This window comes from Desulfitobacterium sp., assembly GCF_982384815.1.
Genome location: NZ_CEVWNY010000069.1, coordinates 1 through 15,795, shown reverse-complemented (window position 1 = coordinate 15,795; position 15,795 = coordinate 1). Strand labels below are relative to the sequence as shown.

At 44.1% G+C, this 15,795-nt stretch carries 13 protein-coding genes; all 13 read left to right on the top strand.

The features are described from left to right. A partial coding sequence (locus AC1U9U_RS10885) for a toprim domain-containing protein (protein ID WP_479960589.1) occupies positions 1–714 on the top strand: 714 nt, incomplete at its 5' end. Positions 715–732: 18 nt separating this feature from the next. Continuing rightward, positions 733–3,159: a DNA gyrase subunit A gene (gene gyrA / locus AC1U9U_RS10880; RefSeq protein ID WP_479960588.1), complete on the top strand. Its 2,427-nt coding sequence runs from the start codon at positions 733–735 to the stop codon at positions 3,157–3,159. 242 nt (positions 3,160–3,401) lie between these two features. Continuing rightward, entirely contained in the window at positions 3,402–5,492 is a 2,091-nt protein-coding gene (locus AC1U9U_RS10875) for a sigma 54-interacting transcriptional regulator (protein WP_479960587.1), read from the top strand. A 265-nt stretch (positions 5,493–5,757) separates the two neighbouring features. Further along, a complete protein-coding gene (locus AC1U9U_RS10870) occupies positions 5,758–6,276 on the top strand; it encodes a DUF6125 family protein (RefSeq protein ID WP_479960586.1) in 519 nt (172 codons plus the stop codon). A 68-nt stretch (positions 6,277–6,344) separates the two neighbouring features. Further along, entirely contained in the window at positions 6,345–6,863 is a 519-nt protein-coding gene (locus AC1U9U_RS10865) for a cob(I)yrinic acid a,c-diamide adenosyltransferase (protein WP_479960585.1), read from the top strand. Beyond that, entirely contained in the window at positions 6,860–7,828 is a 969-nt protein-coding gene (meaB, locus tag AC1U9U_RS10860; RefSeq protein ID WP_479960584.1) for a methylmalonyl Co-A mutase-associated GTPase MeaB, read from the top strand. Before AC1U9U_RS10865 ends, meaB begins: the two co-directional genes overlap by 4 nt. A gap of 65 nt (positions 7,829–7,893) precedes the next feature. Continuing rightward, complete coding sequence (locus tag AC1U9U_RS10855; protein ID WP_479960583.1) at positions 7,894–9,531, top strand: acyl-CoA mutase large subunit family protein; 1,638 nt, start codon at positions 7,894–7,896, stop codon at positions 9,529–9,531. 22 nt (positions 9,532–9,553) lie between these two features. Continuing rightward, positions 9,554–9,964: a cobalamin B12-binding domain-containing protein gene (locus AC1U9U_RS10850; protein WP_479960582.1), complete on the top strand. Its 411-nt coding sequence runs from the start codon at positions 9,554–9,556 to the stop codon at positions 9,962–9,964. A gap of 381 nt (positions 9,965–10,345) precedes the next feature. After that, complete coding sequence (locus tag AC1U9U_RS10845) at positions 10,346–11,188, top strand: 3-hydroxybutyryl-CoA dehydrogenase (RefSeq protein WP_479960581.1); 843 nt, start codon at positions 10,346–10,348, stop codon at positions 11,186–11,188. A gap of 178 nt (positions 11,189–11,366) precedes the next feature. Continuing rightward, positions 11,367–12,728: a thiolase family protein gene (locus tag AC1U9U_RS10840; protein ID WP_479960580.1), complete on the top strand. Its 1,362-nt coding sequence runs from the start codon at positions 11,367–11,369 to the stop codon at positions 12,726–12,728. A gap of 61 nt (positions 12,729–12,789) precedes the next feature. Next, positions 12,790–13,938: an acyl-CoA dehydrogenase gene (locus AC1U9U_RS10835; RefSeq protein WP_479960579.1), complete on the top strand. Its 1,149-nt coding sequence runs from the start codon at positions 12,790–12,792 to the stop codon at positions 13,936–13,938. A gap of 33 nt (positions 13,939–13,971) precedes the next feature. Then, positions 13,972–14,940: a CoA transferase subunit A gene (locus AC1U9U_RS10830; protein ID WP_479960578.1), complete on the top strand. Its 969-nt coding sequence runs from the start codon at positions 13,972–13,974 to the stop codon at positions 14,938–14,940. Positions 14,941–14,944: 4 nt separating this feature from the next. Beyond that, entirely contained in the window at positions 14,945–15,754 is an 810-nt protein-coding gene (locus tag AC1U9U_RS10825; protein ID WP_479960577.1) for a CoA-transferase subunit beta, read from the top strand. The last annotated feature ends 41 nt before the right edge of the window (positions 15,755–15,795 follow it).

Here is a 15,795-nt window from a genome sequence, read left to right as displayed (position 1 = left end):
GACGCTGAAGTTAAGGCTCTCAGTGGTAAGTTAGCAGCTTGCAGTGAAAAAGATAAGGGCCGTAATGAATTATTCTTGGTCGAGGGAGACAGTGCGGGTGGTTCGGCTAAGACAGGCCGGGATCGGCGCTTCCAAGCCATTCTTCCCCTAAGAGGTAAAGTTATTAACACCTACCGGGCCAAGATGGATAAAGTTCTGGAAAATGAAGAAATCCGCAGTATGATTACAGCTATCGGGGCTGGGATCGGTAAGGAATTTGAAGTAGAGAAGTCCAATTATGCCCGAGTCTGTATTATGACTGATGCGGATATCGATGGCGCCCATATTCGTTGCTTGCTGCTTACTTTCTTTTATCGTTATATGAAGCCCCTCATTCTCAATGGAAAAGTTTATATTGCCCAAGCTCCTCTCTATAAAGTGGAAAAGGAGAAGGGTAAAACGGTTCGCTATGCCTATGACGAGCATGAGTTGAAGGAAGCTCTTAAGGAGTTGGGCAAAAATGCCAAGATTCAGCGTTATAAAGGGTTAGGAGAGATGAACCCGGAACAGCTCTGGGAGACTACTTTAAACCCTGCCAATCGCCGCATGATTCAAGTGACTATCGATGATGCCCTTGAAGCGGAGCGGAAGCTGAAGATTCTTATGAGTGAACAGGTAGACCCCCGCCGGGAATTTTTAATGGAAAATATCGTCTTTACAGCGGAAGATATGTAAGCATTTTGAGGTGAAAGAATGAGTATTCTTGAAGAAAATGTAATCCAGCGTTCCTTGGAAGAGGTTCTTCCGGAAAGTTTTCTGGGCTATTCTAAACATGTTATTCTTCAAAGGGCAGTTCCGGATGTGCGGGACGGTTTAAAGCCTGTCCATCGTCGGATTATCTATTCTATGGATGAAATTGGCATGCATCCCGATAAGGCCTATAGCAAGTCCGCCCGTCTGGTGGGGGATTGCATGGGAAAATATCATCCTCATGGAGATTCTTCCATTTATGACGCTGCAGTGCGGATGGCCCAGCCTTGGGCCACTCGCTATCCTTTAATTGATGGACAGGGTAATTTCGGTTCTATCGATGGAGATGGAGCAGCGGCTATGCGTTATACAGAGATGCGGATGACTCATCTTTCCCAACTGATGACCCAAGATATTGAGAAAAACGTCATCCCTTTTAAACCTAATTATGATCAACGCTTGAAGGAGCCCATCGTTTTACCTAGCCCCTTTCCTAACCTTTTGGTCAACGGCGGCTCCGGTATTGCCGTAGGGATGGCCAGCAATATCCCACCTCACAACTTGCGGGAGGTAGTAGCAGCTTTGATTCTGCAAATTGATAACCCCGCTGTAAGTCTTGAGGAATTGATGGAAAAGGTTAAAGGACCGGACTTCCCTACGGGGGGACTGATTATCGGTTCCCAAGGTTTTACCGATGCTTACCGCACTGGTCGGGGGAAAGTGATAATGCGGGGGAAAGCTGTCATTGAGCCAGGAAAAGGCGGCAAAAATCTTATCGTTATTACGGAAATACCCTTTCAAGTCTCCAAATCAAACTTGGCGTCGAAGATTGAAAGTCAGTCAGAAAACGGCAAGATCGAAGGAATCAGCGAAGTTCGGGACGAGTCGGACCGAGAGGGCTTACGCCTGGTAGTGGAGTGTAAAAAAGATGCTGATCCCAAACAAATTCTGAAGCTTCTCTATAAATACACCCAGCTCCAAGAGACTTTTGGGATTATCAATTTAGTAATTACGGAAGAGGGAACTCCTCGGGTATTAGGGTTAAAGGAAATAAATCAGGCTTATCTGCAACATCGTAAGGAAGTGGTAATTCGCCGGACTGAATACGACCTGGAAAAGGCCAAAGCTCGTGCCCATATCCTGGAGGGTTTGGTTATCGCCATTAATAATTTGGATGAGGTCTTGCATATCATTCGCTCCAGTAAAAACCCTTCCATCGCTAAGGCTGGCTTAATCACTCGTTTTGAGTTCTCGGAACCGCAAGCTCAAGCGATTTTGGATATGAAACTCCAGCATTTGACCAACCTTGAATTGGATGGCATCCGCAAAGAATACGCAGATATTTTAAAGCTAATCACTGAACTGGAAGGCATCTTAGCCGATGTCAATAAGGTCTATGGGATTATTAAAAGTGAGCTAAGGATTATTGCCGATAAATACGGTGATGAGCGGCGTACTTTGATCCTACCGGGGGATGTGGGGGATGAAGTCGACTTTAGTGCTTTCGAGGAACCGGAAAAACCCATGGAAGTATTGCTAACGCGAAGGGGCTTTATCAAGCAGATCCCTACCCCAACTCGTAAAAGTCAGATTAATGCCATAGCCTATACCTTTAAAGATGGCGACGCATTACTAGGACAAGTCTCCTGTACCTCAAAGGATACCCTCTATTTCTTTACCCATAACGGCAAATATTATAATGCTAAGGCAAAATTAATTTCCGAAGTCGGTGCTAAAGAGAAGGGAAGAGCAATCAACAATTTATTCCCCTTACCCGAAGAAGAACTTATTGTCTCGATGATTGCTTTAAAAGAAGGAAGTGAGGGGCAGCACTTTATCTTCGTAACTAAGGAAGGGCAAGTTATGAGAAGCCCCGTCACTGATTTCCTCAATAGCAGAACTCCAGATGCCATGGGCCTCAAAGAAGGGGATGAAATAGTTAAGGTATTCCTTAGTGACGGAGAGGGGGAGTTGTTCTTAGCCACCTATCAAGGGCAAGCTATTCGTTTCTCTGAATCAGATATTAACCCCATGGGTCGCAAATCCCGAGGAGTTAAAGGGATGACTTTGAGCGATGGGGATTATGTTGTGGATGCGCTCTTGATTCAACCTGCCCAAGATGGGGAGGTGGGAGATCTGATTACAGTCACCGATCAGGGTTATGTAAAGCGGACCCCTTTTGAGGAATATAAAGCACAAGGACGGGCCGGGAGAGGTATTGCTATCGCTAAGATTGATCCTGAGAAAACAGGGTATCTCGTCTCCCTAATCCATGTAGCCCCTGATGAAGATAGGATCCTGCACATCATTCAAGAGAGTGGTGCAGTGACAAATGTAGAAGCCAAGTCTCTCAAAACAGAAACGAGAGTAAAAACAGGGGCAGGTCTAGTTAATGTCATTATCAATGATTACGTGGTGCATGTTATCTAGAGTCCCGTTAAGTAATCTCTAAGCAAGATTTCAATAATTATTAAGCCAGACTACAATGGTCTGGCTTTTCCTTAAAGTTTAGGGACCAGGGAGGATGCTTAAAGCATAATCGGGCTGGGCACGTGAAATCTCTAACACCCTTGTGCCTTTAAAAAAGGATTAAATTGTGCTATAGTGTATACAGAATATTCTGAAATACATGAGTTGTAGTTCACAAGCACTTGGTAAAGGAGTGATTACTGATGCTCCTAAGGGAAGGGACAAATACTCGTTTCTCCTATTTGAACCTTGGTGATACGATAGCCAAGGCTGTACGTATTTTTCTTGATTTAAAACTCGCCATTATCCCTGTTTTAGATCAGGAAGGCTGCTTGTTAAGTATATTTAGTAGAAGTAGCCTTTTTCGGGCAATTTTAAACGGCGCAACTTCGAAGGACATAATCGATCCCTATATTATTACGAATGTCATCAGCATTTCCGAAGACCTTACCGATGATGAGCTGGCTAATTTTGTCAAAATGAGTTCTGTTGGTTCGGTTCCGGTGCTAGATAATAAAAGCAAAGTGGTGGGATTGTTATGTAAGGCAAATATGGTAATGACTTTATTTCGACACTCCGAATTATTAAATGTTCAATTAAAGGCAATTTTGGATTCTATGCATAATGGTGTGATTGCCATAGATAGTAAAGGTAAGATTACCCACATCAATAATGGTGCAAGTCGAATACTAAACGTCAGGGGCAATGTCTTATTTGGCAAGCCCGTTCAAGAACTATTACCGAGTTTAGACTTAACTCCTTCACTTATCGAAGGGGTAGTTAAAATTGGGATTAAGTACACACACCGCAACATCACCATGGTGGTTAATACTACGCCATTAAAGATCGAAGGAACTATAGCCGGAGCAATCGTTATCTTTCAAGATATTACGGATTTAGAACATACAGCTAAAGAGTTGGAGACTGTAAAATCCTTAAATAAGACTTTTGATACAGTTTTAAATATTATTCGCGATGGTATCGTTGTGGTGGATGAACGGGGAAAAACAACTCTGGTAAATCAGGCTATGGCTGATTTTTTAACCCTTCCCCAAGCGGAGATCATTGATAAACCCATTTCAGAAATCATTCCCTCCAGTCGCTTGCTTAATGTTAACAATAGTGATTTAACCGAAACAAGTGAAGTATTGACCATTAAGGGCAAACCTTTAATAGTTTCAAGTTCTCCAATTCTTAAGGAGGGGAATCCAGTCGGGGTGGTCGGTAAAGTAGTATTCCCTCATCTCGCCGAAGCCCAGGAGCTTGCGGAAAAAGTACGGTGTTTGGAGCATAAAGTCACGTTTTTCCAAGAAGAGCTACAGAAGAATATGACAGCCCAGGACATAATGAAAGATATGATTGCCGAAAGCCCCCAAATGAAAAAACTAAAAAGTGAAATCTCCATCGTAGCCTCCAGTAGTTCAACGGTTTTGATAACCGGAGAAAGCGGAACGGGTAAGGAAGGAGTAGCCCATGCCATCCATCTTTGTAGTGATCGTAGTAAAGGACCATTTATCAAAGTTAATTGTGCTGCAATTCCAGAAAACCTGATGGAAGCAGAAATGTTTGGCTATGTTGGCGGTGCCTTTACCGGTGCCGACAAGCATGGTAAACCTGGTCGTATCGAGAGAGCCGATGGGGGGACCTTGTTTTTGGATGAGATTGGGGAAATGCCTTTAGCCTTGCAGGCCAAATTATTGCGCGTTTTGCAAGACCGGGAAATAGAACGGCTAGGCGGTACAGAAACGGTTAAAATAAATGTGAGAATTTTAGCTGCGACTAATAAAAAACTTCGCAATGCTATTGATAGAGGGGAATTCCGACATGATCTTTACTATAGGCTAAATGTGATTAATCTGCATTTGCCCCCCCTGAGAGAGCGTCTTGAGGACATCGAACCACTTACCTACTTCTTTATTAAAAAATTCAATAAAATACTTAGAGCAAATGTCATTGGAATTACCGATAATGCCATGTCGGCATTACGCAAATACTTATGGCCGGGCAATATTCGAGAGCTGGAGAATGTTGTGGAAAGGGCGGTGAACTACACTCGCAGTGGTTTGATCGAGTTGGTTCATTTGCCTAATCAAGTTATGAGCAGTAATCTTACTATGAGTAAAATTCCTAGCCCTGAAATAAGGCATCAGGATAAAATTGCTCAAATTGAGCGAGATATGATTATAGCAGCCCTGGAAAAAGCTGGGGGAAATAAGACAAAAGCCGCAAAGCTATTAAACCTTAGCCGTTCAAGACTTTACGATAAATTAAATAAATATAACATTAATATTTAGTAGTCAGCCACTAAAAACGTCCCGAAAGCGAACAGTTCAGAACAAAATTGTCCGCTTCCGGGACGTATTTTTAGTTGATAAGAAAATATAAGTTTCGCGACGGATAAGGAAACTAAGGCTTTTAGCACCCAATGTGCTCCACTTAGTTAATGGCACAGTACTTGCAAGAATATTCTAATTATTCAGCATAGTGCTCTGAAAAGGAGGGTTGTAGGGGTAGTAACTAGGACCGAATGGTCGAATACGAGGAGGAGAGAGAAAAAACATGTTAAATAATAAGGAAGAATTAACACGAGAACAAGCCTTAGATTTACTCGAAGATTTTGCTAAGCGTTGGTTGGCACATGATGGACTTTGGTTCCAGTCCATAGAACAAGAAAGGGGAATGGAGGAGGCAATCCACCATGACATAGAAGCTTGGCGCAAATTTACCGTGATCGAGGCTAAGCGTATCCAGGAGTTCTTGAAATTGCCGCCTCAGGGAGGTCTTGAAGCCTTGGAACGTGCCTTAAATTTTCGATTGTATGCTTTTCTCAATCTGCAGACAGTGGAAAGGCCTGATCCAAAGACTTTAATTTTTAAAATGACAGATTGTCGGGTTCAAAGTGCCCGGAAAAGAAAACAAATGCCGGCATTTCCGTGCAAGCCGGTGGGTGAAGTTGAGTACTCCTTATTTGCCGCTACTATTGATTCACGAATTTCCACCCGTTGTTTAGCCTGTCCGCCGGATCAGGTTTCAGATGAATTCTATTGCGGTTGGGAATTTAAACTAGTGGAAGGTTAACGTAATCCTCAGGTTTAAGGGCCGACTTATAAGAGTCAGTAAATTAAAGGAAGAAGGTGAAAAGGGTAATGAAGGGGCTTTTGCTGGTGTATACTGGTAATGGAAAAGGGAAAACCACGGCGGCTTTAGGATTATGCCTCAGGGCCTTAGGACATGATCAGCAGGTAGGCTTTTTGCAATTCATGAAAGGAAGCAAAAATTACGGAGAGGTTAAGATTTCCGAAAAGCTCCCCAACTGGACGTTGGTTCAGACCGGTAGAGATTGTTTTGTTTCCTATGAGAATCCCGATCCGGTGGACATTGCCATGGCCCGTGATGGATTGGAAATTTTATCCCAATGGTTTAAAGAGGACCGCTTTGACTTGATAGTTGCGGATGAACTTTTGGTCGCCTTAGCTTTTAAATTGGTTACAGTTCAAGAGGTATTAGACCTTATTGAAATGCGTCCGCCGCGTTTGAATCTTGTCTTAACCGGGCGCTATGCACCTGATGAGCTTATAGCGATTGCCGATACCGTAACATTCATGCAGGAACACCGGCATGCATATCAACAAGGGGTTGTGGCAAAGGAAGGGATGGAATATTGAAAAGCTATGATTTTGAATCTTGGTTAGAACGTCTTTGGCAAGGTGACCGCCGTGCGGCAGCTAAGCTTATTTCTCGAGTCGAGGATAACCAAGGTCGAGTAGAGATTATGTCTAGGCTCCTTCCCAAGACCGGTCGACAAATGGTACTTGGTATAACCGGGCCGCCGGGTGCGGGCAAAAGCTCCTTAGTAGGAGCAATTACCCAGCTTTATCGCGAGCAAAATAACAAAGTAGGTATTGTTGCGGTTGATCCAAGCAGCCCTTATTCAGGTGGAGCTATTTTAGGTGATCGGATTCGTATGCAGTCCCATAGCACCGACCCTGGGGTATTTATCCGAAGTATGGGTACCCGTGGACATTTAGGTGGAGTGGCTCGCTCCGCTACGGATGTCTTAAGGATATTGGAAGCTGCAGGATATGAGCGTCTAATTCTTGAAACAGTGGGAGTGGGACAGTCGGAATTAGACATTATGGAATTAGCCGACACCGTCATTGTGGTCTTAAATCCCGGAACCGGAGATGGAATTCAAGCGATTAAAGCCGGCATCATGGAAATCGCCGACATCTATGTCGTCAATAAAGCTGATTTACCAGGTGCCCAGCGCCTTAAGAATGATATTGAAATGGTTCTCGATCTTAATGGCGAAAAACCTTGGCGTCCCCCGGTGGTTCTGACCAGTGTCCTTGACCAACGGGGCCTGATAGAACTGCGCGATCAAATTAAGTTGCATCAAGATTTCTTGGTGCAATCGGGAAAAAACCTTGAACGCCGCAAGCAAGCCTTTGCTCAAGAAGTATGGAGCCATTGGGAAGAAATTGCGCGGCAGGCCTTTAAGACCGCTTGGGAAAATTTTCAGAGTTCAAGCGATAACTTCGAGCCAAACAATCCTTACCTACTTGCCGAAAAACTTTGGGCATTGATAGTCTCCGAAGAATCTACTAATCACTATTTTTTCAAGTTATAAACAGATAGATAGATAAAGGGTGGAAGGCCTTAGGAGTGACTCCAAAAAAGGTTAGGTGAAATTGTATGAAGGAAGATTTTCTACGTTGGCAAAAAGCCTACCAGGAACAGAAAGAGCGCAAAGGGCCATTTATAACAGTCTCTAGTGTCCCCATCGAACCACTCTACACCCCGGATAACATTCCCGAAATAGATTTTATGAAAGATATTAGCTATCCCGGCGAATACCCCTATACTCGGGGAGTTCGCACAAATATGTATCGGGGAAGACTTTGGACAATGCGTCAGTTTGCCGGTTTTGCTACAGCTGTGGAATCCAATCAACGGTATAAGTTTCTATTGAGTCAAGGTCAAACTGGTTTAAGTGTCGCCTTCGATATGCCAACTATTATGGGATATGATTCTGACCATCCCCGTGCTTACGGGGAAGTGGGAAGGGTAGGAGTAGCAATCGATTCCCTTCAAGATATGGAAACTTTGTTTAAGGATATCCCCCTGGATAAAGTCAGCACTTCTATGACAACCAATGCTCCCGCATCTATTCTTTGGTCAATGTATATAGTTGCTGCAGAAAAACAAGGGGTTCCTGCCCATAAGCTTACCGGAACTATTCAAAACGATATATTAAAAGAATATATCGCCCAAAAATCCTGGATTTTCCCACCTGAGCCATCGATGCGTCTGATCACAGATATTTTCGCCTTTGCCCGGGATTATGTCCCCAAATGGAATACTATCAGTATCAGTGGCTATCACATTCGGGAGGCGGGAGCTACTGCTCTCCAAGAATTAGCCTTCACTTTGGCAGATGGGTTTGCCTATGTGGAAGCCGGTATTAAAGCGGGACTTAATGTTGATGATTTCGCACCGCGATTATCCTTTTTCTTTAATTCTCATACCGATTTCTTTGAAGAAATAGCCAAGTATCGAGCAGCTCGGCGGATTTGGGCACGGCGCATGAAAGAAAAATACGGTGCTCAAAAAGAAGAAAGCTTGCTCATGCGTTTTCATACCCAAACAGCGGGATGTTCGCTCACCGCCCAACAGCCAGAGAACAATATTATCCGCACTGCTTATCAAGCAATGGCAGCAGTACTGGGGGGAACGCAATCCCTGCATACCAATTCTATGGACGAAGTTCTCGCCCTGCCTTCAGAAAAAGCAGTACAGATTGCTTTACGGACCCAACAAATTCTTGCCTACGAGAACGGTGTCGTCAATACCATTGATCCTTTGGCCGGCTCCTATTTTGTAGAAGCGCTAACTAATCAAATGGAAGAGGGCGCTGAAGAATACTTCCGGAAGATTGAAGAACATGGCGGGGTACTCGCGGCGATTAATCAGAACTTCTTCCAGCAAGAAATAGCTGACGCAGCTTATCGTTACCAAAAAGAGATTGAAAGTAAAACCCGCATAATTGTTGGGGTTAATGAATTCCAGATCGAGGAGAATATTGAGATCGACTTGTTAAAAATTGATCCGGAAATTGAAAGAAGCCAAGCACAACGGGTTAAGGAATTAAGAGCAAGTCGTGATAATTTACATGTTAAAAATACTCTTGACGCTCTAAGAGAAACGGCCTTGGGATCTGATAATCTTATACCGAAAATTATCGATGCCGTTCGGGCTTACGCCACCGAAGGAGAAATGATTGCTGTTCTCAAAGAGGTTTTTGGTGAGTATGAGGAGCAATCTGTATTTTAATTAGACGATGGAGGGATATTAGGTGGAACCAGGAAGAATTCGCGTATTGGTCGGCAAACCCGGTTTAGATGGACATGATCGCGGTGCCAAAGTCATCGCACGAGCTCTGCGAGACGGAGGAATGGAAGTTATTTATTCCGGATTGCATCAAACTCCCGAACAAATTGTGGAGACTGCCATTCAAGAAGATGTAGATGTTATCGGACTAAGCATATTATCGGGATCACATATGACAGTATTTCCAAGGGTTAAAGACCTTCTTAAAGTCCAAAATGCCGAAGATATCATAGTTATGGGGGGCGGAACACTACCGGAAGATGACATTAATGAGTTAATCGAAGGAGGATATGCTGAAGCACTGTTCACCCCAGGGACACCGACTACTGATATAATTCAGTGGATCAAAGACAGGGTACTTCGGAAAGAAGCCTAGACCTAAAAATAGCTTAACCACTATAACTGTCCTGGAAGCGGACGTCTTTGTACAAATACGTCTGCTTTCAGGACAGTTTTTTATAGGTAATTTAATTTTACTTTGATAAATACCGGCAAGGTACTGAGGACAAATATTTTATTTTTGCCCCTTCCGAGGTCATCAACCCTAGTGCCATCCCAATCCCCCTAAAGTATTCATTGTATTATCAATAACAAGAGGAACTAATAAAAAAGTTGGCACAATAGTTGCAAAATAATTCAGAATATTAGGAATCAGTAATCGCCAATAGTACATAAGGCATTAAGGAGGGGTTTAATTAGTTTTATCACTTACCTTTAAAACTTATCCAAAACAAATGCACAAAATGGAGGCGTAGCAATGAAGACAATTATGGTTATTGGTGCCGGACAAATGGGTGGGGGAATAGCACAAGTAGCCGCTCAAGCGGGATATTCAGTGATTCTTAATGACATTAAAGATGAATTCTTGTCTCGTGGGCTCGGGATTATTGAAAAAAATCTTAAACGCAGTGTTGAAAAAGGAAAGCTTTCGGGAACAGAATCTGAAGCGATTCTGGGACGTATAACTAAATCCACCTCTTTAGAAGATGCAGCTACTGCTGATTTAGTGATTGAAGCCGCCGTAGAAAATATGGAGATTAAAAGTAAGATCTTTGCACAGCTTGATAATATTTGTCCGGAAAATACTATTCTGGCAACGAATACTTCCTCCCTTCCCATCACAGAGATCGCCGCTTTTACTAAACGTCCCGATCGGGTTATAGGTATGCATTTTATGAATCCTGTTCCGGTGATGAAGCTTGTGGAAGTTATTCGTGGTCTTGCTACCAGTGATGAAGTCTATAAAAAGATTGAAGCCCTAAGTGTAGAAATGGGAAAAACTCCGGTAGAAGTTAATGACGCACCTGGGTTTGTAGCAAACCGGATTTTAATCCCCATGATTAACGAGGCTGTGTATGCGCTTTATGAAGGTATTGCTACCGCTGAAGATATTGACAATGTTATGAAATTGGGCATGAATCACCCAATGGGGCCTCTGGCTTTAGCAGACTTAATTGGTCTTGATACGGTATTGTCCATCTCGGAAATCCTTCACGAAGGTCTGGGGGACAAATATCGGCCTTGCCCACTCCTGCGTAAGTACGTTAAGGCTGGTTGGTATGGCAGAAAATCCGGACGCGGCTTTTATGAATACCATTGAACGAGACTTCCTTCGTGGGGGATTCGGCTCCCATGAAGGTTAGTCGAGTCCATACTGGACTTAACTGCCCTTGGGCACCCGCCTACCTATAGAGGCGGGGGGCTTAGGGCGGGTTAGTTCAGTGATAAACCAAAATGATTCCGTAGTGTTCCAGTAGGTAAAAGGGGAGGAGAAAATAATGTCTTCAAAAGTCGTTCAGAATCTTGAACTAACCAGAAAGAAATATTATAAAAACGCCAAAATAAGTGGATACGGCGAAAGAAAGCCGGATTATTCAACAATGGGCAGAAAGATTGAAAACTCCTTTGCCAAACATCGGGAAGTCGTCTGTGTAGAAGCCTGTCGAACTCCTTATGGCAAGTCTCTGGGAGCCTTAGTTGAATATGATGCAGCTCAATTAGGAGCTCTGGCGATCAAGGAAGTTCTTCGTCGCACCGAGGGAAAAGTTGCACCCGCAGAGGTAGATTATGTCATCATGGGTCATGTGGTACAAGCCGGCAGCGGTCAAGTGCCCAGTCGCCAGGCTACCCTTTTGGCCGGTTTGCCGGAGCATGTACCTTCGATTACGGTCAACAAGGTATGTTCTTCAGGTGTGAAAACAATCGACCTCGGTGCCCAAATGATCGCCCTTGGCAGAGCGGAAATCGTGATTGCCGGTGGACAAGAGAGTATGAGTAATATTCCCTTCGCTTTACCGGATCTGCGTCGCGGGAAAAAGATGGGACTTCCTAATGCAGATTGCGTGGATTTAATGGTTAACGATGGGCTTTGGGATGTCTTCTACGACCGCCACATGGCAATACACGGCTCAGAAGTGGCTGATGAATTTGGCTTTAGTCGAGAAGAGCAGGATGAATGGGCATTGCGTTCCCAACAAGCAGCCTCAGCAGCTATTGCAACCGGAAAACTTGATGATGAGATTTTCCCGGTGGCAGTTAAGAGAGGAAAAGAAGTCTTGGCAAAGGATGAAGGCCCCCGTGCCAATACAACCATCGAGGGTTTAGCAAAACTTGCCCCCGTTTTTGACCATGTTAGCACTGTAACCGGAAAGCCTGGCAGTGTAACCGCCGGTAATGCACCAGGAACCAATGATGGCGGTGATGTCTGCCTCCTGATGAGTCGGGCCAAAGCTGATGAACTGGGTCTTAAGCCCTTATTTACAATAGTTGATTATGCTGAAGTATCCCAACCTACAAAGGACATCGCTACAGTACCGGGCCTCTCTATAAAGAAGGTGCTGGAACAAAATAATATGACCCTTGATGAGATTAAGCTTATTGAAATAAATGAGGCCTTTGCCGCAGTGGCCTTAGTGAGTGCCCGCAGCATTCTGGGTATGACTAAGGAACAAATGTTTGAAAAGGTTAACGTTAACGGTGGCGCTATTGCCTACGGACATCCTATCGGAGCAACCGGTGCCCGAATTGTTATGACCTTGGCCTACGAATTAAAACGGCGCGGTGGCGGCTACGGAGTATGTGGTATCTGCGCGGGTAATGCTCAGGGAGATGCTATGCTTATTCGGGTCGATCTCGACTAAGACGAAGATTGCAAACCTTAATTTAAAAAATAGATAAAAGAGAAATGGAGAGTAGATGGGAATGGATTTTGAATTGAGTAGTGAAACCTTGATGATTAAAGATATGGTAAGAAAATTTGCCCAAAACCAACTTGCTCCGCTGGCTGCAGAGTTGGATAAATCTCATGAATTCCCGATGGATACCTGGCAGAAGATGAGAGACCTTGGACTGACGGGTTTTCCGATTCCGGAAGAGTGGGGTGGCGGCGGCGGTTCTTATTTAGACTTCGCCATTATCGTTGAAGAGTTAGCTAAGGCTTGTGCTTCGACTGCAGTAATTACCAGTGTCCATACCGGTTTAGGCTGTATGAGCATGTACCTCTATGGAAGCACGTATTTAAAAGAGAAGTATCTAAGAAGATTGGCTACAGGTGAAATCATTGGTGCTTATGCACTGACCGAACCCAATGCCGGCTCTGATGCCGGTGCCTTAAAATGCCGAGCTGAGGATATGGGCGATCATTTTCTAGTCAATGGCAGCAAAATTTTTATTACCAATGGAACAGTAGCAACGACTTTTTGTACCTTCGTCAAAACCGATCCAACCCAGCCAAAGGGCAAAGGGATCACCTGTTTACTCATCGAAAGAGATATGCCTGGATTTACGATCAGCAAGCCTGTAGACAAAATGGGGATGCATGGTTCACCTACAGTTGAGTTAAATTTTGAAAATGTAAAAGTTCCCAAAGAAAATGTCTTGGGAGAGATCAATAATGGGTTTGCCGTGGCTATGGGATTGCTGGCCGGTGGTCGGATCACCATTGGTGCCCAAGGTTTAGGAATTGCCGAAGGCGCTCTGGAATACACCATTAATTATATCAAAGAAAGACAACAATTTGATAAACCTCTTGCTGCCAACCAAGGAGTGCAATTTATGATTGCCGATATGGCAACGAAAATTGAAGCAGCGCAAATGCTGATTTACAGAGCAGCATGGCTTAAAGATCATCAAAAACCTCATAACAAGGAAGCATCAATGGCCAAACTCTTTGCCACAGATGTTGCCATGGAAGTAACGACAAACTGCGTACAATTGCTTGGTGGGTACGGCTATTGTTCTGAATACCCAGTCGAACGGATGATGCGGGATGCCAAAATTACTCAAATTTATGAAGGATCCAATCAGATTCAGCGGATGATTATTGGTCGTGAAGTCATTGGACGCTTTTAAGATTTGAGGAGGATAATAAAAGGAGGTTTTTGTATGGCAAGGCCAAAAATTGTTAGTCTGGCAGAAGCTATCGGACAAATCAATGATGGGGATATGTTAACGTTTGGGGGCTTTACGGTGTGGCGTCGTCCTATGGCCGCTATCTACGAGCTGATTCGTCAGAAAAAGAGGAATCTTCATCTGGTCGAGGTCAACGGCGGAACCCATGATGACATGTTGATTGGTGCCGGATGTGTCGGTGTCTGGGAATCAAGTTGGTGCGGACATGAGCTCTATGGCAAATATGGTGCTAATTTAGCCCGTAAAATCGAGAATAAAGAGATTTTATACGAAGATTGGGCTCATATCCACGCTCTCTACCGTTTAGCTGCCGGGGCCAAAGGTGCACCTTTCTTACCAACCTATTCGGCAATAGGAAGCGATATCCTCAACCCGGAAAACGATAATCTTGGCAAAGCCGGACTTCGCGATGGCTCCAACCGCCATATCGGTAAACATAAATATGTTACCTATAAGGAACCTTTTAACGATTCTGAAATTATCTTAATCCCTGCCGCTAATCCCGATTGGTGTATTACTCATGTACAGATGGTCGGTGAAGAAGGAACTGTGCGGGTTAATGGCTTGAGATTCAGTGACGAAGAAGCAATTAAGGCCTCTAAACATAATATTATTATCGCCGAGCAAGTTGTGCCGGAGGAGTATTTACGAAGAGAACCTACTCAAAATATGCTTCCGGGTTATGTCGTGGATTATATCGTTGAATTGCCTTGGGCTGCTCATCCTACGGGGTTATATGGTGTCCACGAACCGGACGGTCCTTTTATTAGTGATTTCTTCAAATCCACCCGTACCCAAGAAGGCTTTGACCAATGGGCTGAGGAATGGATTTTCGGGGTAAAGGATCACCAAGAATATTTAAATAAGCTAGGGGTCACCCGGCTTGAAAACCTTCGAGCCAATCCCGCTTTAGGTTATTCTTCAACAATGAAAAGGGGGTAAGATCATGGATAGCAAAAAAGCAAATTCTAATATCGGAGAGTTTAAACCAATGGACCTCTTAGCTTGCGCAGCGGCACGGCAAGTAAGAGATGGAGAGGTTGTTTTTGCCGGAACAGGGTTGCCTATGTTGGCCATCATGTTGGCCCAGAAAACTCAGGCACCTACATGCGTCTGTATCTATGAAGCCGGTTCTATCGATGGTCGTCCGATTGACTTACCCACTTCGGTTGCCGATGCCCGTTGCAGTTACCAGGGGGCCGTGGCAGACGGTCTCATGGAAGCGTTTCTCCACCTTCAATCAGGACGAGTCGACCTGGCTTTCTTGGGTGGAGCCGAGGTAGATATGTATGGTAATATTAATACAACCTTTATGGGGGGCCCCACCGGTAAACGCCTCACGGGAAGCGGTGGTAACGCAGATATTCATTCCTTAGCCAAAAGAAGTGTCTTGATTATGCCTCAATTAAATCAAAAAAGGCGTTTTGTGGAAAAAGTAAGTTATATTACCTCACCCGGTTGGCGATTCCCCCATGGGCCCAATCGTGAGTGGGTTCATAAAAAAGATGTTTACGGATCTGCTTTTCGCGGTGGTCCGTATGCGGTAATTTCTGATATGGGAGTTTATCGCTTTGATGAAAACGGTGTAATGTATTTGTATACCGTTCATCCCGGTTTCACCCCTGAAGATTGCCGTGATAATTGCAGCTTTGAGCTTAATATTTCCAAGGTAAGTGGAGAGACTCCTACACCCACTTATGAAGAATTAGATCTCCTTCATAATGTAATTGATCCGGAGAAGATTATTATTAAATAAGAACTACTAGCATTCTTGGCACCGCTTATTTAGTGGTGCCT